Raw genomic sequence first — 19646 nt, 5'->3', positions numbered from 1 at the left:
CCCCGGCCGAGCCCCGCTCCGCACCGCAATTAGTTGACGATGACGCTGTCCGGCACCGCCGAGTCGTTCTTCAGGGCGTCGAACAGCTGCTTCGACTTGGCCTTGTCCCAGTTCTCCGCCGACCCGCTCGTCACCGGGACCGTCGTGGTGACCACGCCGCCCGAGGAGATCCCGCGCATCGCGATCGCCAGGCCGGCGAGGTTGTGCACGTGGTCGCCCGAATCCATCGTCAGCGCGTCCGGCGCCGAGGACAGCAGCGGGAAGAAGTCGAACGGGTTGAGCAGCGTGCCCGGGCTCGCGATCTGGCTCACCAGCGCGCCGATGAACTTGCGCTGGTTGGCGACGCGGTCGAGGTCCGACCTCGGCGTCGCGTCGCTGTGCCGCATCCGGACGAAGCCCAGCGCCTCGCGGCCGTCGAGGGTCTGGGGGCAGCCCGCCTTGATGCTGATCCCGGTCATGGTGTCGTTCATGTCCTTGTCGATGCACATCTCGACGCCGCCGATCGCGTCGACGATCTTGGCGAACCCGCCGAAGCCGACCTCCGCGTAGTGGTCGAGGTGCAGGCCCGTGGCGCCTTCGACGGTCTGCGCGAGCAGCTTCGGCCCGCCCAGCGAGAACGCCGCGTTGATCTTGTTCTTGCCGTGCCCCGGGATCGACACCTGCGAGTCGCGCGGCAGGGACAGCAGCGTCGGTTTCGTGTCGTTGTCGGGGATGTGCGCGACCATGATCGTGTCGGTGCGCTGCCCGCCGCCGGCCGCCGCGACGTCGCCGGTGGCGAGCCGCTCCTCGTCCGCGGCGGTGAGACCTTCGCGGCTGTCCGAGCCGACGATCAGCCAGTTCGTGCCCGACTCCGCGACCGGACGGCCCGAGTAGTCGGCGAGCGCGTCGACGCGCTTGATCGAGAACTCCAGGTAGACCCAGACGCCGGCGAGGAACACCACGAACACCAGCACCAGCGTCATCAGGATCCGGCCGAAGCCCCAGCGACGCCGGCGCGGCGGCCGGGACGGCGGGTAGCCGTCGTCCGGGCGCGGCGGCTCACGCCGCGGCGGCGGGGGCGGCGCGTACTGCGGCTCCGGGTCGCCCATCGGGCGGGTGCGCTCGTCGTACGGGCTGCGGCCCCGCCCCGGCAGCGGCATCATCTGCGCGCGCTGGTGCTCCCGGGGGCGTCCCGCCGGCCGGGGCGGCGGCATGCGGCGGCCGCCGTCGTCGCCTCGGTACGTCATGACCATCACCCAATCCCGATCCGGACAAAACTGTCGTCGTCAGTAGACCGCACGTCCTCCATCGGGAGACGTCCGGCATCGGGGTCGGGTTGCTACTTGCCGGTCGCCTCGTAGCCGAACTGGTGGACCTTGAGGTACCCGGAGCGGAACCCGGCCTCGGAATAGGCCAGGTAGAACTCCCACATCCGGCGGAAGACGTCGTCGAACCCGAACCCGGCGATGTCGGTCCAGCGGTGCAGGAACCGTTCGCGCCACAACCGTAGCGTGTGCGCGTAGTCCTGGCCGAACTCGCGCATCCCGGCCAGCTTGAGCTTCGTGTTCGCCTTCAGGCCCTCTTCCACCGAGCGCACCGACGGGATGATGCCGCCCGGGAAGATGTACTTGTGGATCCAGGTGTAGGCGCGTGAGGCGGCCATCATCCGATCGTGGTCCATCGTGATGGCCTGCAGGCCGAACCGCCCGCCGGGGCGCAGCCGCTCCCCGATCGTGGCGTAGAAAGTCGGCCAGTAGGACGCGCCGACGGCCTCGATCATCTCGACGCTGACCACGGCGTCGTACTGGCCGCTCGACTCGCGGTAGTCGCACAGCTTCACGTCGACGCGGTCGGAGAACCCGGCCGCGGCGATGCGCTCGGTGGCCAGCGCGCGCTGTTCCTCCGAGATGGTCAGCGACGTCACGTGGGCGCCCCGCGACGCGGCGCGGATCGCCAGTTCACCCCATCCGGTACCGATTTCGAGGACTTCGCTGCCCTCGCGGACCCCCGCGTAGTCGAGGACGCTGTCGATCTTGCGGTGCTGGGCGGCGGTGAGGTCGTCCGCCGGGCCGAACAGCGCCGAGGAGTACATCATCGACTCGTCGAGGAACGCGCCGAACAGGTCGTTCGACAGGTCGTAGTGGCGGTGGATGTTGGCCCGCGCGCCTTCGAGGGTGTTCTCCTCGGCCGGCGGCTGCGTGCGCTCGGCGATGCGGCGGAACTTCTGCAGCACCGGCGGGACGAGGGTGGCCATCCGCTCGGCGAACGGCGTCAGCACCTCGGCCAGGTCGGACGCGGTCCAGTCGCCGGCCATGTAGGACTCGCCGAAGCCGATCTTGGCGTCGACACCCAGGCGGTTGAAAAAGGCATCGGGGCGCAAAATACGCATTTCGGGCGACTCCGGGCCGCCGGCGCCGAGGACGGTCCCGTCCGGGAACGTCACCCGCACGTCGAGCGGGCGGACCGCGCGGCGGAACAGGCTCTCGGCGATCCGCGCGCGCAGCGCGGACCGCGGCGGGGTGGCCAGCCCCGGCCACTTGGACTCGTCGGGAACTTCTTCAGCCGACGCACGGTCGACACTCGAGGTGGTCACGGGTTCTCCCTCCGGCCGGCCAAGTGCGCCGGTGATCGATCCTAGTCGCCGCACCCCCGCGGCGCGCTTCGCCGAATGCCCTGTTCGGGGCGCTTTCACACGGGTATTCGCAACCGCTCGGGCCCCGGCGCCGCCCACGCTCCGCTGAGCGTGTCGTCGGCGTCCCCGGCGATCACTTCCATTGTGAAAGCAGTTGTCAGCCGGGTCCAGACGGACGAGCGGCGCAGCATCGCGTGTCCCTCGTTCGCGATCTCGAACCGGGCGACGCGCGCGGCGACGGCCTCGGCGCGCGCGGCGTAGGCGTGCGACTCCGCCGGGCTGGTCATCCGGTCGCGGGTGCCGTGCACGATGAGCACCGAACGCCCCGCGACGGCCTCCACCGGCTCGCCCCGCGGCGTCCACGGCGCCAGCGCGCAGACCCCGCGCACGGCCGGGTCGTCGGCCACGCGCAGCGCGACGCGGCCGCCCATGGAGTGCCCGACCAGCACGACCGGCAGGCCCGGGTGCTCGGCGCGGATCCGCTCGAGCGCCCAGCGGGCGTCGTCGACCGGGTCGAGCGTGGGCGCGTTCCAGCCGTAGCGGCGGTTGCGCAGCAGCCGCACCTCGACGCCGGCGTGGCGGCCGGCCCGGTGCAGGGCGCGCGCGATCGGGACCATCCGCAGGTAGGCGAGCTTCCAGGGCGGCACGGTGCCCGTGCCGTGCTCCGCGCCGCCGTGCAGCACCAGCACGACCGCCTCGGTCCCTCCGCGTGCCGGCCACACGGACACCGCCGGTTCCGCCTCGCTCACCCACGTCCTCCTCATCGCCCGCATCCGGGTCAACCCCGCCCGGCCACCGGGCTATTCCACCGCGTGCCACCATCTTCGCGGTAGATTCGGCGCCCGATCCCCGACGGAAGGGTGGGTGTGGTGAGCGCCACGGACATCTCGGGCAGTGTCGCCAAGCAGCTGGCGGACGTCGAGCAGGCCAACGCCGAAGCGATACGGGCGGCGGCGGACCTGGTGCTGGGGGTGATCCGGGCCGACGCACTGGTCTATACCGCCGGCGCCGGGCACTCGCTGGCGGCCGTCGCCGAGACGTTCTACCGGGCCGGTGGCCTGGCGTGCGTCTACCCGCTGTACCACCCGGACCTGCTGCCCCTGCACGGCGCGGTGAGCAGCACGAAGACCGAGCGCCGCAGCGGCCTGGCCGCCGAGGTGCTGGCCGAGCGCGAGCCGGGCCCGGACGACGTGCTGGTGGTGTTCTCGACGTCCGGGTCGAACCCGTACCCGGTCGAGCTGTGCCTCGAGGCGCACAAGCGCGGCACGGCGGTGATCGCGGTGACGTCGCGGGCGTGCGTGGCGGCGGCGCCGAAGCGGTCGTCGAGCAACCTGGTCGAGCAGGGCACCGTCGTGCTGGACTCGCTGGTCATCCCCGGCGACGCGAGCTACCCGCCGGACGCGCCGCGCACCGCGCCGCTGTCCACTGTGGTCAACGCGTTCCTGTGGAACCTGGTGCTCGCGCAAGTCTACGACCGCGGCGCGGCGGAGGGCCTCGACGTCCCGCTGTGGCGCAGCTCCAATGTGGAGGGCGGCGACGAGGCGAACGCGGCGCTGCTGGAGAAGTACTCCGCGATCGTCCCGCGGCTGCGCTAGCGGCTTCGTGAAAAAGCACCGGCCGGGCACGTCTTGACGGGCGTGCCCGGCCCGCTTAGCGTCGACATACCGACTGGTCGGTGTGCTCAACGACGAGCTGAGGAGATCCCATGGACGGTGCCACGGCGACGGTGCACGGCGAGTGCGCGCCCGGGTTCGAGCCGGTGCGCGAAGCCTTCGAGGAGAACTTCCGGGAGCGCGGCGAGCTGGGCGCGGCGTTCACGGCCATCCGGCACGGCGAGGTCGTCGTCGACCTGTGGGGTGGCTGGTCCGGGCCCGACCGCGCGGCCGCGTGGCGGCCGGACACGCTCGCCAACGTCTGGTCGACGACCAAGGGCATGACCGCGATCTGCGCCCACCGGCTCGCCGACGCGGGTGAGCTGGACGTCGACGCGCCGGTCGCGAAGTACTGGCCGGAGTTCGCCGCGGCCGGGAAGTCCGAGGTCCCGGTGCGGTGGCTGCTGACCCACCGGTCAGGGGTGCCGGGCATCGGACTCGACCGGCCGGTGGCCGTCGAGGAGCTGTACGACTGGGACCTGATGACGTCGCTGTTCGCCGCGCAGGAACCGTTGTACGAGCCCGGTTCCGCGGGCGGTTACCACGCGCTGGCGTACGGCTGGCTCGTCGGCGAGGTCGTGCGGCGGATCGCCGGCCAGGGCATCCGCGAGTTCTTCGCCGAGCAGGTCGCCGGTCCGCTCGGCGCGGACTTCTCGATCGGCCTCGCCGCCGACGACGACCTCGGCCGCTGCGCGACGCTCGTCGACCCGGTCATGACCGAGGAGATGGCGAACGCGCTGGCCACGGCGTTCGCCGCCGCCGGCCCGGTCGCCCAGGCCGCGCTGACCAACCCGCGTCTCGCCGGCCACCACGCCAACGAACCGGCGTTCCGCCGCGCGGTCATGCCGGCGCTGAACGGCCACGGCACGGCCCGCGCGATCGCGACGATCTACCACGGCCTGGTCGACGGCACCCTGCTGTCGCCTTCGGCGCTGGCCCGCGCCCGCGAAAGCCAGGGCAAGGAGATCGACGCCGTCCTCGGCCTCCCGAACGAGTGGGGTCTGGGCTTCTACCTCGGCAGCGACGCCCGCGGCTTCGGCCCCAACCCCACGGCCTTCGGCCACGACGGCCTCGGCGGCTCCACCGGCGCCGCGGACCCGGAAAACGGCCTCGCCTTCGGCTACACCCTCAACCAGCTGGGCCCCCTGATCCGCGACGACCCCCGCAAAATGGCCCTGGTCCAAGCCCTCTACACGTGCGTGGAGAGTCGACACACGTGATTCAGAGGTCGACACGCGTGATTGAAGGGTCGACACGGCGCTGAGATCGTGTCGACCCTTCAATCACGTGAGTTGACTCCCCAATCACGAGTGATGCCCGGCTGATCACGCCACGGCGGGTTCTTCTTCTGCGAACTGGGTTGCGTGGAGGGTTGCGTAGCGGCCGTTGGCGGCCAGCAGCTCTTCGTGGGTTCCGCGTTCGACTATTTCGCCGTGTTCCAGGACCAGGATCTGGTCGGCCGCGCGGACTGTCGAGAGGCGGTGGGCGATGACCAGGGCCGTGCGGCCGGCCAGGGCGTGGGTCAGGGCTTCGCCGACCGCGGCTTCGGACTCCGAGTCCAGGTGCGCGGTCGCCTCGTCCAGGATCACGACCTTGGGCTGGGCCAGCAGGAGGCGGGCGATGGTCAGACGTTGACGCTCGCCGCCGGAGAGGCGGTAGCCGCGCTCCCCCACCGTCGTGTCGAGACCGTCGGGCAGGGAGTGGACCAGCTCGCCGAGCCGCGCGCGGTCGAGGGCCGCCCAGATCTCGTCGTCGGTGACGCCCGGGCGCGCGTACGCCAGGTTGGCGCGGATCGTGTCGTGGAAGAGGTGCCCGTCCTGCGTCACGACGCCGACGGTTTCCCGCAGGGAGGCGAACGAAAGCTCCCGGACGTCCACATCGGACAGCCGCACCGACCCGGCGTCGACGTCGTAGAGCCGCGGCAGCAGCGACGCGATCGTCGACTTCCCCGCCCCCGACGACCCGACCAGCGCGACCATCTGCCCCGGCTCGGCGCGGAACGAGATCCCGTGCAGCACCTCTTCACCGCCGCGGTGGTCGAGCGTCGCGACGTCTTCCAGCGACGCCAGCGAATACCGGTCCGCCGCCGGGTACCCGAACCGGACGTCGGAGAACTCGACGGCGACCGGCCCGGACGAAAGCGTCTGCGCGGACGGCTTCTCCTTGATCATCGGCTCCAGGTCGAGCACCTCGAAGACCCGCTCGAACGACACCAGCGCCGTCATGACGTCGACGCGGACGTTGGCCAGCGCGGTCAGCGGCGCGTACAACCGGGTCAGCAGCAGCGCCAGCGCGACGACCGTGCCCGGCGCGAGCACGCCGGTCAGCGCGAGGTAGCCGCCGAGACCGTAGACGAGCGCCTGCGCCAGCGCCGAAACCAGGGTCAGGCTGGTCATGAACCAGCGGGTGAGCATCGCGGTCCGCACGCCGATGTCGCGCACGCGCCCCGCGCGCAGGCCGAAGTCGTCGGCCTCCTGCCGCGGCCGGCCGAAGAGCTTGACCAGCGTGGCGCCCGGCGCCGAGAACCGCTCGGTCATCTGCGTGGTCATCCCGGCGTTGAGGTTCGCCGCTTCGCGCTGCAGCCCGGCCATCCGGCGGCCGAGCCGGCGCGCGGGCAGCACGAAGATCGGCAGCAGCACCAGCGCGATCAGCGTGACCTGCCACGACAGCGTGAGCATGACGGCCAGCGAAAGCGCCAGCTGGATCGTGTTGGTGACCAGCCCGGACAGCGTCGCGGTGAAGGTCCGCTGCGCGCCGATGACGTCGTTGTTGAGACGGGAAACCAGTGCGCCGGTGCGGGTGCGCGTGAAGAACGCGATCGGCATGCGTTGCACGTGCTCGAACACCGCACGCCGCAGGTCGTAGATGATGCCCTCGCCGATCCGCGCGGACTGCCACCGCTCGATCAGGCCGAACCCGGCGTCGGCGACGGCGAGGAGCGCGATGACGACCGCGAGCCAGATCACCAGCGGCAGGTCGCGCCCGCCGACGATCGCGTCGACCACCTTGCCGGCCAGCACCGGCGTGCTCACCGCGAGGACCGCCGAGATCACCGTCAGCACGAGGAAGGCCAGCAGCCGCCGCCAGTGCGGGCGGGCGAAGCGTGCGACGCGCTTCAGCGTGCCGCGGCTCAGCCCCTTCGGGACGTCGTTGGCGCGCATCGCCGAGCTCAGCAGCGCCCAGGTGTTGTCCATGGGAAACCCCCAGTGTCAAAACCTCTACTATAGCTGAGGTTTTCTCCGGATATGACCTGGACAACGCCCTCGCTGTCCGTTTGCTTCCCGGCGCCGTTCACTCCCCGCGAACAACCCGGCGCAGTGCCGCGCGCAGCCGCTCCCCGTCCTCGGCGGCCAGGGGCGCCAGCAGCAGCGCCTCGGCTTGCCGGGTGACATCCTCCCCCGCCTCGCGGACGCGCTCACCCTCGGCGGTCAGTTTCACCAGCCGCTTGCGGCGGTCACCCGGCGCGACCTCGCGCCGGACCAGGCCGCGTGCCTCCAGCTCGTCGACGAGCGCGACCATCGTCGTCCGGTCGACACCGAGCCGGGCCGCACCGTCCTGCTGCGACTGCGCCGGCCCGTCGCCGAAGAGCGTGAGCAGCGCGAGCTGCCGCCCGGTGACGCCGAGGGGCGCGTACAACGGCTCGGCCAGCTCGGCGAGCCGCAGCTGGGCGTGCTTGAGCAGGTAGCCGAGCCGGCCGGCCACAGCCGAGGGCGCTTCGAGATCGCTGGACACGCGAGAACTCTACCCCTACGCTGATCGTCAGTCTTACTGACGATCCAATAAGATGATAATCAGGAGAACCTCATGTCCACCATCGGCCTCAAGCCACCGCAGCAGCACATCGGCATCGCCGCCCTCCGCGAGACCTGGGCGATCGCCGACGACGCCGGGTTCGACGGCTGCTGGGTGTTCGACCACCTCGCCCCGATGGGCCCGGTCCGCACCGGCGACGTCTTCGACGGCTGGAGCCTCCTCGCCGCGATGGCCGAGGCGACGAGACGCGTGCGCGTCGGATGCCTGGTGTCCGGCAACACCAACCGCCACCCGGGCATGTTCGCGAAGATCGCCGCGACCGTCGACCACCTCTCCGGCGGCCGGCTCGACGTCGGCCTGGGCGCGGGCGGCGACACCTTCACCGACGCGATGCTGGGCACACCGACGCCGGCACCGGTCGAACGCGTCGAAATGCTCGCCGAGACCTGCGAAATCCTCCGTCTGCTGTGGACTCGCGGAGAAACCGATTACCGCGGCCGGCACTACACGCTGACCAGCGCGCTCAGCGATCCGAAGCCCGTGCAACCGAAACCGCCGCTGTGGCTGGGCAGCAGCGGCGAGAAGCGGGGCCTGCGGGTCGTCGCCGAGCACGCCGACGTCTGGCTCAACGCGGCCCTGCCGGGCACGGAAATCGGCGAGCTGCAACGGCTTTCCCGGGTGCTCGACGACCACTGCGCGGCGGTGGGCCGCGATCCGGCGGCCCTCCGCCGCGCGGTGCAGTTCCGGCTGCCGTCCGATGCGGACAACGCCCTGCGTCTCGCCCGGAGCTACCTCGACGCGGGCTTCACCGAGCTGGTCCTGATGCCGACCGGTCACGACAACGTCGTCAAGGCGGCCGAGGCCGCCGCGGACCTGCTCCCCCGCCTGCGCGAGCTCGGCTGAGCCCTCGGTAGCCTGGCGCGGTGGGAACGGAGGTGGGCCGGGCGCCCGCATGGCGGCGCGCGGCACGGCTCTTCACGGCGCCCGCGCGCGAAGCAGGCATCGCCGCACTGCGCTGGGACCTGGGCTTTTACCTCGCCTGCCTGGCCTTCGCGCTGCCGACCGCACTCGTCGCCGAGTTCTACGGCTACCGCGTCTGGGGCAACTTCGCGACGGCCGCATACGGCTTCGGCGTGCTGCACAGCGCGTGGCTGCTGCTCTCGGCACGCAAGGGCGTTGCGCCACGCGGGCTACTCGGCTCGCGCTGGTGCACGATCGCCGTGATCGCCCTGTTGGCGATGATCCTTCCGTTGGCGCTCCTGGTTATTCGCCGACTGACCGGAGTGGACTGGCTGATCACGCCGTTCTCGTGGGCCGCGCAGCCCGAGGTCTGGGTGATCGAGCGATCGGCGGATCTGCTGCTGCACCACGGAACGCCGTACGTCGACGTCACCGCGCTCGGCCGGGCGCCGGAAGTCAACGACTACACCCCGTACGGCCCGGTCATGGCCGTGTTCGGCCTGCCCAGGGCGTTGTTCGGCGGCACTCCGCTGACCGACGCCCTGACCGACGCCCGCTGGATGTTCGCGCTCGCCGCCTGCGCGTGCGTGCTGGGCACGCTCAAGCTGCTGAAGTGGCCGAAAGTGCCGGTGGGCGCCGCGCAGCTCGCGCTGGCTTGCCCGCTGACCGCGTTGACCTGGGCCGTCGCCGGTCCGGACCTGGCGATCGTCGGCCTGCTGGTGCTCGCCTGCGCGCTCGCCGCCACCGGGCGGGCCGCCTGGTCGGGGTTCGTGCTGGCGCTGGTCGTCAGCGCGAAGCTCATCGTCGCGCCCGCGGCCGCGGTGCTGGCGGTGTTCGTGCTGGTACGCCGGGGCCGGGGCCTCGACTGGACGGCGCTGACCCGGTTCGCTTCAGCGCTGGTGGCGACGACGGCCGCGGTGCACCTGCCGGTGTACTTCGTGGATCCGGCGGCGTTCGTCGAGCACGTCTTCCGGTTTCCCCTCGGGATGGGCGTCGTGCGCTCGCCCGCGGCGAGCCCGCTGCCGGGCCACCTCATCGCCGAGCTCGGCGTGGTCGGCCGGGTGGCGGCGTTCGCGCTGGTCGGCGCCGCGGCCGTGGCCATGCTGGTCTGGCTGGTGCGCCGGCCCCCCGCGAACGGCTCCGGCGCAGTCCTGCGCATCGCCGTCGGACTCGGCGCGTTGATCCTGCTCACCCCGGCCACCCGGTACGGCTACCTGGTGTATCCCCTGGTCCTGCTCGGGGCCCACCTGGCCTTCCGCGTGGCCGAAGCCTCCACTGCGCGCCCCCCGCGCAGCAGTGTTCGAACTACTTCTTCTTGACCCGCGTCGCCCCGCCGCGCCCCCGCAGCTGGACTCCGGACTCCGACAGCACCCGGTGCACGAACCCGTACGACCGGCCCGTCGACTCCGCGAGGGCCCGGATGCTCGAGCCCTTCTCGTATTTCTTCTTCAGGTCAGCGGCCAGCTTGTCGCGCGTGTTGCCGGTGATCCGCGCGCCTTTCTTGAGATCAGCCACGTCGATCGCCTTCCCGCCGAGAGTGTTCTGGGCCACATAACGGCCCCTGCCGGGGCAATGATCGAACACTGAGCGCCGGAATGCCAGACGACAGCCGTAAAACGGCCGAAACTGCGATCACATTGGGCCATTCCAGTGCCTGCCGGTAACGATCTTGCACCCGAATGGACGCATCGGCTCACGCAAGCTGGACAAGTTCCAGATAGTCCGCGGACCAATGATCCTCGGTGCCGTCGGGCAGCAGGATGACCCGCTCGGGCTCCAGCGCCTCGACCGCGCCGGGGTCGTGCGTCACCAGGACGACGGCGCCGGTGAAGCTGCGCAAAGCGTCCAGGACCTGCGCCCGGCTGGCCGGGTCGAGGTTGTTGGTCGGCTCGTCGAGGAGCAACACGTTGGCAGCGCTGGAGACCAGTCCCGCCAGCGCGAGCCGGGTCTTCTCGCCACCGGAGAGCGTCCCGGCCGGCTGGTCGAGCTGCTCACCGGTGAAGAGGAACGAGCCGAGCAGGTTCCGCAACTCCTGCGCACCCGTGTCCGGAGCGAGATGTCGGATGTTTTCCCACACCGACGCTTCATGATCAAGAGTTTCGTGTTCCTGTGCGTAATAGCCCAAACGCAATCCGTGACCCGGAACGACGGAACCGGTGTCCTGGGTTTCCATTCCGCCGAGCAAGCGCAGCAAAGTCGTCTTTCCCGCGCCGTTGAGTCCGAGTACGACGACCTTCGAACCGCGGTCGATCGCGAGATCGACGCCGGTGAAGATTTCCAGTGAGCCGTACGACTTGGACAGCCCTTCGGCGGTGAGCGGGGTCCGGCCGCAGGGCGCGGGCTCCGGGAACTTGATCCGGGCGACCTTGTCGGCCTGCCGCGTCTCGTCGAGCGCGGAGAGCATCTGCTCGGCGCGCCGCGCCATGTTCTTGGCCGCCACGGCCTTCGTCGCCTTGGCGCCCAGCTTCGCGGCCTGCTGCTGCAGCGCGGAGGCCTTCTTCTCGGCGTTCGCGCGTTCGCGGCGGCGGCGCTTCTCGTCGGTGGCGCGCGCGTCGAGGTAGCGCTGCCAGCCCATGTTGTACAGGTCGAGCTCGCCGCGGGTGGCGTCGAGGAACCAGACCTTGTTGACGACGTCGCCCAGCAGCTCGACGTCGTGGCTGATCACGACCAGGCCGCCGTCGTGCTGCTTGAGGAAACCACGCAGCCAGTTGATGGAGTCGGCGTCGAGGTGGTTGGTCGGCTCGTCGAGCAGCAGGATCGTCTCGGACTTGCCGCCCGCGCCGGCCTCGGCCGCGGCGAACAGGATCCGCGCCAGCTCGACGCGGCGGCGCTGACCACCCGACAGCGTGCTCAGCGTCTGCGCCAGGATCCGGTCGGCGAGCCCGAGGTTCGAGCAGATGCGCGCGGCTTCGCTCTCCGCGGCGTACCCGCCGAGCGAGGAGAACCGCTCCTCGAGCCGGGCGTAGCGGTTGATGGCCTTGTCGCGCGCGGCGTCGTCGACGAGCTCGGCCATCGAGGCCTGCGCCTTTTCCATGTCGCGCATCAGCTTGTCGAGACCGCGCGCGGACAGCACGCGGTCCTTCGCGGTGACCGAAAGATCACCTTCGCGCGGGTCCTGCGGCAGGTAGCCGAGCTCGCCGGTGCGGCGGACCTCGCCCGCGTGCGGCTCGCCCTCGCCGGCGAGGACCTTCAGCGAGGTGGTCTTGCCCGCGCCGTTGCGGCCGACGAGGCCGATGCGGTCGCCGGGCTGGATGCGGAGGGTCGCGCCGTCGAGCAGGATGCGCGAACCAGCGCGCAGCTCGAGGCCGGTGGCCGTGATCAAGGGAAACTCCCGTGGAAAAGGGGGCGTACGGAGGACTGTGCTGTCAAAAGACAGCGTCAAGCGGCCACACGGGCCGCGGCGTCACTCCAGCTGGATATCCACGTGGCCCAGTGTACGGGCCGGGGTCCACCGGATTTTCCGGACGTGTGCGGTCTCACCCGTCGCGCAGCGTGACCTGCACGGACAGCGCTCGCACCGCGGCCTCGTCGAGCACGGCCCGGCTCGGCTCACCGACCTCGAGCACGCGCGGCTCGGCCCGGGCGAACAGCGGGGCGAGCCGCCGGTCCTCGCGCAGCTCGTCGAGGGCGCGACGGTCACCGCCGAGCACGACGGCGTCCACTTCGGACAGCCGGGGCACGAGCACCTCGAAGACGTCCTTGGCGGCGTCCTGGAGCGCGTGCCGCGCCTGGCCCGCGCGACGCCGGGCGAAGCGCTGCTGCGACCAGCCGCCCGCGGCGGAGCGGCCCTGGACGAGGTGCCGGTCGGTGCGGGACACCTCGATCCGGCCGCCGGCCGCGATCCCGACGCTGTGCCCGCCGCGGCGCACCAGCACAAGCGCGAGGCGCCGCGGCACCAGGGCGTGGGCGGTGAGGGAAGTTCCTTCGAGCGGTCCGAAAGGGACGGTCGCGGTCGCCGTGGCCCCGTCGGCCGCGAGCACGCGGACCTCGAACGGCGCGGTTTCGGTGGCGGCGATCCCGCCGTGCCGCTGGGCGAACCGGGCGAAGAACCCGTCCAGGCGCTCCGGCGGCACCTCGACAGCGCGCCCGCCCCCGGCAACTTCCCGCCCCTTCGCCATGGACAGAAGGTAGCGCCCCAATGTGGCCTTGGTTGCGTCTCACGCACCCAATGTGGCCTTCGGTGCGTCAGACGCACCGAAGGCCACATTGGGGCGCTTGGAACTACAGCGGGTGCACCGGGCCGTTGTTCGTGTAACCCCGCACGTTCGACGGCGCGCCGGCCGCCGGGGGCTGCACGAACCCGTTGATGTGCAGGGCGACCGAGCGGATGAAGCCGGAGTCGCCGCCGGCCGCGTCCACCACCCCGAACGTCCACGTGCCGTCGACGGCCGCGCCGGTCAGGTTGCCGGTCAGGGCCTGCGTCGGCCGCCACGAGCCGGTGAACGGCGCGTTGGCCGAGGTCACCGTGCTGAACGCGGCGGCGGCGTTGTCGGCGAAGACGACCTGGCACAGGTTCTTGCCCGAGCTGCCGTTGCGCTGGAACACCGTGGCCTTCGCCCCGGACGGCGCGGTCAGCGTGCCGACCAGGTCACCGACGTAGGAGTGGTTCAGGCCGACCGTCGTCGAGTTCGGGTCGGTGCTGCAGGTGGTGCCGTCCACCGAGAACGTCACCTTGGACGCGCGGCCGACCCCGGTGACCGGGATGGTCACCGACGCGCCGACCGGGCTGTTGTCCGGGATCGCCACCGGCGCGCCGGTGTAGGCGAAGTCCTGCGCGACCGGCGACGGGGTGCCGACCGGCAGCGAGAACGTCGACGTCGTCGGCGAGTGCGCGCCGGCGAAGGTGACGCGGGCGTTCAGCACCACCGGCACGCCGAGCTGCTGGCTCGCCGGGACGGTGATGGTGAAGTCGTTCACGCCGGTCTGTCCCGGGCTGATGGTGCCGTAGGACTTGGCCCGCGGCGCCACGGTGACACCCGGGGTCGGGCTGGTGAGCACCACGCTGGTGGACACCGCGGTGCCGTCACCGTCGTTGGTCACCGGCAGGGTCACCTTGGCGGTGTCGCCCGGGTCGAGCGCGGAGCCGCCGTCGGCCGGGGTGACCGTCGGCTGCTTGGCCACGGCCAGGGGCTGCGGGCTGGCGCCGGTGTAGGCGAGCACCCGGTCCGCGAGGATGACGCCGGAGCCGGTGAAGTTGTCGCGGCCCGGGGTTTCGATGTCGATCGCGGTGTTGATCAGCGCCTCACGCACGTCCGCGGGCGGCAGGCCGGGGTTGCCGGACAGCACGAGCGCGGCAATGGCGGCCGCGTGCGGGGCGGCGGCCGACGTGCCGAAGAACGGGTTGAACCCGGTCACGCTGGTGGTGACGCCGTCGGCCGCGGTGATCTCCGGCTTGTTCCGGACCTCACCACCGGTCGAAGACACGTTGCCCGGGGTGATCGGCGTGCCGTCCGCCTCGTAGAACACGCGGCGCGGGCCGTCGGAGGTGAACCGCTCGGCCTTGGTGGCGCCGGAGAACGCGCCCGGGTACGGGCCGGTCGGGTTGGCCGGGTCGCCCGGCTCGAGGAGCCGGCCGAAGGCCTTCGCCGCCGGAGCGGCCGCGACGCTGAAGGCGTCCCGCGTCGCCGAGTGGCCGACCGTCACGCCCGGGGTGTTGAAGGCCTTGAGGCCGTCCGCCGAGTCGGAGAACCGGCCGCGCAGCGCGGACAGCGACAGGTAGCGGCCCTCACCGGAGAACTTCACGACGGCCAGACGCAGCCCGGTGCCGCCGAAGGCCGGCGTCGCCAGGATCTCGTACGGGTCCTGGGTGCCGTCCTGGACGTCCTGGCTGAAGTCGACCACGGCGCCCGCGGAGTTGAGCAGGTAGAGGTCGTAGTCGTTCGACGAGTGGCCGAGCGGGTCGGACCAGTGCAGCGTCACCGGGATGTTGGCCGAGGACGCGTTCGAGATGGGCTCGTAGATCTGGTTGCCCGCGGCGCCGGCGAAGTTGTGCGCGGTGCCGGCGAACTTGCCGACCGACTTGCCCGAGTCGACGAAGTCGCCTTCCCAGTGCGCGGCGGTGCCGTCGGTGACGTTGCCTTCGTTGCCCGCGGACGAGAAGTAGAGCGCGCCGTTCGCGGTCACGTCGTTCACGGCCTGGGCGATGATCCAGTCCTGGAACGGGGATTCCTTGAAGTAGATGACGTCGTCGACGATGACGTCGCAGTGCGACTCGAAGCGCAGCTTGCGGATGTTGTCCGCGAAGCTGGCGTCGGAGTTGAAGGCGGAGGCGAAGCCCAGCTTCGCGTTCGGCGCGAGGTCGTGGATGATCTCGAGCATCGCGGTGCCCTCGTCGCCGTCGCCCTCCTGGCCGGCGATGACGTCGACGTCGGGCGGAAGCTCGCCCTTGGCCACCGAAGCGGCCAGCGAGTCGACGCCGTCGGACAGCGCGCACGCCTTGACGCCGACGCCGGTGACGCCGAACTGCTGGCGGGCGATGTCGGCGTTGTGGGCGCGGTCGCCTTCGCTGGTGAGGGTCGCGGCGGCCGCGGCGCTGCGCTTGCTCTTGGCGGAAACCGCCTTCTGGAGCTCGCCGGCGATGCGGTCGGCCTTCTGCTGCTTGGTCTCGGTCTTGACCGGGGTCGTCGTGGGCGTGGCCAGTTCGCGGGCGGTCATCGCCTGGTCGGCCCGCTCGACGCGCTTGACGTCGGCGCGCGCGGCGATCTCGCCGACCTTGGCCAGCGGCACCTCGGCGCGGACGCTGCCGTAGCGGTCGGACACCGCGCGGATGCCCGCGCCGGCCTTGGTGAGCCCGGCGAGCAGGTCCGGCGAGACCTTGCTCGCGCGGATGTCGACCAGGACGGTCCCGGCCTGCGAGACGGCGGCGCCGGACTGGAGGGCGTTCAGCTGCTTGGCCGCGCCCTTTTCGGCGACGAGCAGCTTGCTGTCTACTTTGGACTCGGCGGCGGTGCGGCCGGCCTTGACCGCCTGCAGGGCGGCGATCTGCGTTTGCGCGGTGGCGGTGAAGGCGTCCGGAGTGGACGCGGTGGCGGCGCCCGCGGCGGGCGGCGACACGAGGCCGAGGGCAGCGAGCAGCGCCGCGGCCCCGGCTGTGAGCACAGTGGATCTCGATCTCGTGGAACGGGTACGACGCACGTGCGCCCTCCGATTCTCCAGGCGCGTGCCCCGACTCACGCTGACCGATCGCCGGTGATCACCGGCAGGATCAAGCTAAGTACGGTGCGTTGTCCGTAAAAAGCGGCCGTTGGAGTGACAAAGGACGGATAATTTCCCGAACCGGACGGATGTCGTAGGCCGTTCAGCGCAACCGTGAATTGCCCACGGGACACTCACAGGACAAACGAGTCCGACCACGGCTGGGCGGCCCGACCCGACAACGCGTCCAGCAAGGTCACCGCCTGCTTGTCGGTCAGCGAAGCCACGAAGTCCACCACCGCGCGGCCGCGGGCCAGGCCGCGCACCGCGTCGGCGCCGGTCACCGGCTCGCCGGTCGCGCCGACCAGGAGCTCCGGGCGGTGGCGGGCCAGGTCGGTGTACTCGCGGTGCGCCAGCTCGACGAGGTCGTGCAGCCGGCGCGGCAGCCGGGACAGCTCGTCGCGGTCGAGCAGCCACGCGTCGAGCGCGTCGACCAGGCTCGAGACCACGCCCGCCTGGCCGCGCTGGTGCAGCGCGAGGTCGGGGCGCAGCAGCACGAACCGGCGGTGCACGAACTTCAGGACCTGGACCTCGTGCCACTGCGCGGGCCGCAGCGACACGTGACCGGTGCGTGTGGACGGTGCGGCGAGCACGAAGACGCCGTCGACGAGCCGGGCCGTCCAGTTCGCGGAGAACGCCGCCGTCGCCTGCTCGGCCTCGATGGAGCCGTCGAACTCGGCGGCGAGCAGGCCGTCGACCAGCTCGGCGCGCACCCGCGCCACCGCGGCGGCGAACGCGTCGTCGTCGACGATCCAGGCGTCCTTCACGTGCATGCGACGGCGGACGCGTTCGAGCGAGCGGCCGGGGCGGCGCAGCTCGGCGTGCAGCGTCTCGTCGTCGAGGCCGGCCAGCTCTTCGGCGTGCTCGAGCCACTCCCCCAGCTCGGCCGCGACCGGCGCGTGCTGCAGGACGCCGATGCGGTGGAAGTCCTGCAGGTCGTGGATGGCGTAGGCGATGTCGTCGGCGGTGTCCATCACGGACGCTTCGACGGTCTGCTGCCAGCCCTCGACGCGCCCGGCGAAGGCCGCGCGGGCCTGCTCGAAGTCGTCGAGCTCGGTGGCGTAAGCGGAGAACTTGGCCGCGCCGGTGCCGGGTGCCCCGTCCGGCTCGCCGGCGCCGCGCGGCGGCAGGTCCAGCGTGGACGGGTGCGGCGCGGGGTGGTGCAGCCGCAGCCACGGGTACTTCAGGACGGCGGCGCGCACGGCGGTGGTGAGGTCGAGCCCGATCGCCGACGGGCCGCGCACGTCGGTCGTGGTGATGATCCGGAAGGTCTGCGCGTTGCCCTCGAAGCCGTCGGCGAGGCCGAAGCGGTGCCGGGCGATGCGGTCGAGCGTCTGCTCCCCGAGGTGCCCGAACGGCGGGTGCCCGAGGTCGTGCGCGAGCGCGGCGGCCTCGGCGACGTCGGGATCGCAGCCGCCGAGCTTGTCGGCGAGGCCGGCGTCGGCACCGGTGGTGATCCGCTCGGCGATGGCGCGGGCGACCTGCGCGACCTTGAGGCTGTGGGTGAGCCGGTTGTGCAGCAGCCCGGCGCCCCCGGCGCTGACCACCTGCGTCACGCCGCCGAGCCGGGCGAAGAACGGCGAGGCGGCGATCCGGTCGCGGTCGATCCGGAACGGGCTGGTCGCCAGGTCGGTGAACCCGCCGACGTTCGCCACGGGATCACGCCGCGCGGCCCGCGGGTCGGTGAGTTCGCTGCCCTGATCCATGCGCCCGACCTTATCCGGCCGGTGTTCTTTCACCCGATCGATGGGCAACCTAGGGGGCGCGCCGCGGGTACTCGTGGGTGAGAGGAGCCGCCATGACCCGCTCGACCCTCGTTGCCGCCGCCCTGGTGCTCGGCGCCGCGCTCACCGCCTGCGGCAGCGCACCCGCCGGCCCCGGCGTGTCCACCGCCCCGCGCGCCGCGACCACCACGACCTCGGCCGCAATGATCAAGGTCCCGGACGTATCAGGCATGAACCACCAGGACGCCCAGAACGCGATGCAGCGCGCGGGCCTCTACAACCTGCGCGAGGTCGACGGCACGGGCCAGGGCCGGGCCCTGGTCATGGACCGCAACTGGGTCCAGACCGCCCAGGATCCCGCGCCGGGCACGGAGGTCCAGCCCGACGCGGTGATCACGTTGACGGCGATCAAGTACACCGACCGCTAAGCCGCGTCGTCCCCCCAATCACGAGTGATGCCTCCCCAATCACGCGTGATGCCCCTCTGATCACACGTGATGCCCCTCGCCGCACACCGGCCCCTCGTGCGCCGACGGGCATCACTCGTGACTGGACGGGCATCACGTGTGATTGAAGGGGCATCACTCGTGATCGGAGGGTCGACACGGGCGTTCAGGACTCCGGCTGGGCGGTGTAAGCCGCCAGGCAACGGTCGGCCTGGGCGCGGGCCGTCGCCTCGTCCTCGCCCGACGCCGCGTGTGCCTCGTACCAGGCTTCGCCCGCCGCCGTCACGAACTCGATGCCCTCCGGCGATGCCATCCAGGCCATCGCCTCCGCCGGGTCGACGACGTACGACGGGTCCGCCGCCAGGTGACGGACCAGCGCCGTCAGGGCCATGTCCCAGCCGATGCCCACCGCGCCCGGGCCGAACTGGTCCCAGTGGTCGTCGACGTGGGCCACGTGCTCCAGCTCGAACCGCGTGCCCGACCCTTCCGGCGCCAGGCGGACCTCGATCCAGCTGACGCCGCCGTTCATCTCCCACGTCGCCGTGAAGCTCTTCGGCGGGTCGCAGCGCTCGACCGTGCCGCCCGCGTTGCCCTCCAGCTGGTACTTGCCGCCCACCTTCAGCTCGCCGGTCACCGGCAGGAACCAGCGCGGGATGCGCTCGGCGTTCGTCACCGCGTCCCACATGTCGTCGACGTCGGTGTCGTAGACCTGGCTGATCGTCATGACGCGGGCCTCCCCCGCGTCGAGCACGCGCTTGCCGACCGTGCGGCGGACGGCGCTGATCTGGTGACTGACGTCGATCACGAACTTTCTCCTTCTTCGACGGATTCGGTGAGCCGCCGGGCGCGTTTGCCGCGGGCGATCTCGGTGGCCAGGGCGTCCAGCGGCGGGGTCCAGAACCGGCGGAACCGGTCGAGCCACACGTCGACATCCCGCAACGGTGCGTGACCGACCGCATACAGCCGCCGCGTGCCGTCCTGGCGGACGACCGCGAAGCCGTTCTCACGCAGGACCTTCAGGTGCTGCGACACGGCCGGCTGCGAGATGCCGAACTCGGCCCGGATCACCTCGGTCACCGCGCCGGCGGCCCGTTCGCCGTCGGCCAGCAGCTCGAGGATCCGGCGGCGGACCGGGTCGCCGAGGACGTCGAACGCGTGCACCCGGCCAAACTACAACTAGCGACTTATATAAGTCAACCCTGAAATAGTGGCCGGAGTCACGCAGCGTTACTCCGATTCGGGTATCGGTGGTGAACATCAGTCGACATCGGTTTCGTTTCGCCGCGCCAGCGGCGACGATCGGGGC

General features: G+C 71.5%; 17 protein-coding genes. 5 read left to right on the top strand and 12 right to left on the bottom strand.

Features of this window, described 5'->3' with window-relative positions; genetic code table 11:
• Positions 1 to 29: 29 nt before the first annotated feature.
• From M8542_RS08010 to M8542_RS08000, 3 genes are all read right to left on the bottom strand, one after another.
• Positions 30 to 1232 (bottom strand): LCP family protein, encoded by a 1203-nt coding sequence (locus tag M8542_RS08010; protein ID WP_257919384.1) that lies wholly within the window; start codon positions 1230 to 1232, stop codon positions 30 to 32.
• A gap of 86 nt (positions 1233 to 1318) precedes the next feature.
• Positions 1319 to 2572, bottom strand: coding sequence for an SAM-dependent methyltransferase (locus tag M8542_RS08005; RefSeq protein ID WP_257919383.1), 1254 nt, complete (start codon positions 2570 to 2572; stop codon positions 1319 to 1321).
• 95 nt (positions 2573 to 2667) lie between these two features.
• Positions 2668 to 3360, bottom strand: a complete 693-nt coding sequence (locus tag M8542_RS08000) for an alpha/beta hydrolase (protein WP_257919382.1) — start codon at positions 3358 to 3360, stop codon at positions 2668 to 2670.
• A 117-nt stretch (positions 3361 to 3477) separates the two neighbouring features.
• Here M8542_RS08000 and M8542_RS07995 point away from each other — a divergent pair, with 117 nt between their 5' ends.
• Both M8542_RS07995 and M8542_RS07990 read left to right on the top strand, forming a co-directional pair.
• On the top strand, positions 3478 to 4206 hold the full coding sequence (locus tag M8542_RS07995; protein ID WP_257919381.1) for an SIS domain-containing protein: 729 nt from the start codon (positions 3478 to 3480) through the stop codon (positions 4204 to 4206).
• 110 nt (positions 4207 to 4316) lie between these two features.
• The gene (locus tag M8542_RS07990; RefSeq protein WP_257919380.1) at positions 4317 to 5483 is read left to right on the top strand and encodes a serine hydrolase domain-containing protein; all 1167 of its coding nucleotides are present in this window, start codon (positions 4317 to 4319) and stop codon (positions 5481 to 5483) included.
• Positions 5484 to 5588: 105 nt separating this feature from the next.
• On the opposite strand, the gene M8542_RS07985 is transcribed toward M8542_RS07990, so the two are convergent.
• Together M8542_RS07985 and M8542_RS07980 are read right to left on the bottom strand one after the other, a co-directional pair.
• Positions 5589 to 7457 carry an ABC transporter ATP-binding protein gene (locus tag M8542_RS07985; RefSeq protein WP_257919379.1) on the bottom strand — a complete coding sequence of 623 codons (1869 nt, stop codon included), beginning with the start codon at positions 7455 to 7457 and terminating at the stop codon, positions 5589 to 5591.
• A gap of 97 nt (positions 7458 to 7554) precedes the next feature.
• Positions 7555 to 7995 carry a MarR family winged helix-turn-helix transcriptional regulator gene (locus M8542_RS07980; RefSeq protein ID WP_257919378.1) on the bottom strand — a complete coding sequence of 147 codons (441 nt, stop codon included), beginning with the start codon at positions 7993 to 7995 and terminating at the stop codon, positions 7555 to 7557.
• 72 nt (positions 7996 to 8067) lie between these two features.
• Between M8542_RS07980 and M8542_RS07975 the strand changes: the two genes are divergently transcribed.
• Complete coding sequence (locus M8542_RS07975; RefSeq protein ID WP_257919377.1) at positions 8068 to 8919, top strand: LLM class flavin-dependent oxidoreductase; 852 nt, start codon at positions 8068 to 8070, stop codon at positions 8917 to 8919.
• A gap of 20 nt (positions 8920 to 8939) precedes the next feature.
• Positions 8940 to 10295 (top strand): glycosyltransferase 87 family protein, encoded by a 1356-nt coding sequence (locus M8542_RS07970; protein ID WP_257919376.1) that lies wholly within the window; start codon positions 8940 to 8942, stop codon positions 10293 to 10295.
• Here M8542_RS07970 and M8542_RS07965 read toward each other — a convergent pair.
• The 5 genes from M8542_RS07965 to M8542_RS07945 form a co-directional block, all read right to left on the bottom strand.
• On the bottom strand, positions 10282 to 10491 hold the full coding sequence (locus M8542_RS07965; protein WP_003071237.1) for a helix-turn-helix domain-containing protein: 210 nt from the start codon (positions 10489 to 10491) through the stop codon (positions 10282 to 10284). The genes M8542_RS07970 and M8542_RS07965 overlap by 14 nt on opposite strands.
• Positions 10492 to 10669: 178 nt before the next feature.
• Positions 10670 to 12298, bottom strand: a complete 1629-nt coding sequence (locus M8542_RS07960) for an ABC-F family ATP-binding cassette domain-containing protein (RefSeq protein WP_257919375.1) — start codon at positions 12296 to 12298, stop codon at positions 10670 to 10672.
• Between the two features lie 154 nt (positions 12299 to 12452).
• Complete coding sequence (locus M8542_RS07955; protein WP_257919374.1) at positions 12453 to 13094, bottom strand: acVLRF1 family peptidyl-tRNA hydrolase; 642 nt, start codon at positions 13092 to 13094, stop codon at positions 12453 to 12455.
• 103 nt (positions 13095 to 13197) lie between these two features.
• The gene (locus tag M8542_RS07950; RefSeq protein ID WP_257919373.1) at positions 13198 to 16074 is read right to left on the bottom strand and encodes a S8 family serine peptidase; all 2877 of its coding nucleotides are present in this window, start codon (positions 16072 to 16074) and stop codon (positions 13198 to 13200) included.
• Between the two features lie 230 nt (positions 16075 to 16304).
• Complete coding sequence (locus M8542_RS07945) at positions 16305 to 17876, bottom strand: deoxyguanosinetriphosphate triphosphohydrolase family protein (RefSeq protein ID WP_257919372.1); 1572 nt, start codon at positions 17874 to 17876, stop codon at positions 16305 to 16307.
• A gap of 92 nt (positions 17877 to 17968) precedes the next feature.
• Here M8542_RS07945 and M8542_RS07940 point away from each other — a divergent pair, with 92 nt between their 5' ends.
• Positions 17969 to 18322, top strand: coding sequence for a PASTA domain-containing protein (locus M8542_RS07940; RefSeq protein WP_257919371.1), 354 nt, complete (start codon positions 17969 to 17971; stop codon positions 18320 to 18322).
• Positions 18323 to 18506: 184 nt separating this feature from the next.
• Here the strand turns inward: M8542_RS07940 and M8542_RS07935 are convergent, their stop codons facing one another.
• Positions 18507 to 19145 carry an SRPBCC family protein gene (locus M8542_RS07935; RefSeq protein WP_257919370.1) on the bottom strand — a complete coding sequence of 213 codons (639 nt, stop codon included), beginning with the start codon at positions 19143 to 19145 and terminating at the stop codon, positions 18507 to 18509.
• A complete protein-coding gene (locus M8542_RS07930) occupies positions 19142 to 19501 on the bottom strand; it encodes an ArsR/SmtB family transcription factor (protein ID WP_257919369.1) in 360 nt (119 codons plus the stop codon). Before M8542_RS07930 ends, M8542_RS07935 begins: the two co-directional genes overlap by 4 nt.
• Between the last annotated feature and the right edge of the window lie 145 nt (positions 19502 to 19646).

It is taken from the genome of Amycolatopsis iheyensis (assembly GCF_024703995.1).
Taxonomy (GTDB): domain Bacteria; phylum Actinomycetota; class Actinomycetes; order Mycobacteriales; family Pseudonocardiaceae; genus Amycolatopsis; species Amycolatopsis iheyensis.
Note: the sequence above shows the minus strand (reverse complement) of the source record. Positions and strands in the feature narration are given on the sequence as shown.

Bases quoted from the DNA above. Each gene is read 5' to 3' on its own strand.
- M8542_RS08010 (WP_257919384.1), bottom strand. From the start codon at position 1,232: ATGGTCATGACGTACCGAGGCGACGACGGCGGCCGCCGCATGCCGCCG.
- M8542_RS07990 (WP_257919380.1), top strand. From the start codon at position 4,317: ATGGACGGTGCCACGGCGACGGTGCACGGCGAGTGCGCGCCCGGGTTC.
- M8542_RS07985 (WP_257919379.1), bottom strand. From the start codon at position 7,457: ATGGACAACACCTGGGCGCTGCTGAGCTCGGCGATGCGCGCCAACGAC.
- M8542_RS07975 (WP_257919377.1), top strand. From the start codon at position 8,068: ATGTCCACCATCGGCCTCAAGCCACCGCAGCAGCACATCGGCATCGCC.
- M8542_RS07955 (WP_257919374.1), bottom strand. From the start codon at position 13,094: ATGGCGAAGGGGCGGGAAGTTGCCGGGGGCGGGCGCGCTGTCGAGGTG.
- M8542_RS07945 (WP_257919372.1), bottom strand. From the start codon at position 17,876: ATGGATCAGGGCAGCGAACTCACCGACCCGCGGGCCGCGCGGCGTGAT.
- M8542_RS07940 (WP_257919371.1), top strand. From the start codon at position 17,969: ATGACCCGCTCGACCCTCGTTGCCGCCGCCCTGGTGCTCGGCGCCGCG.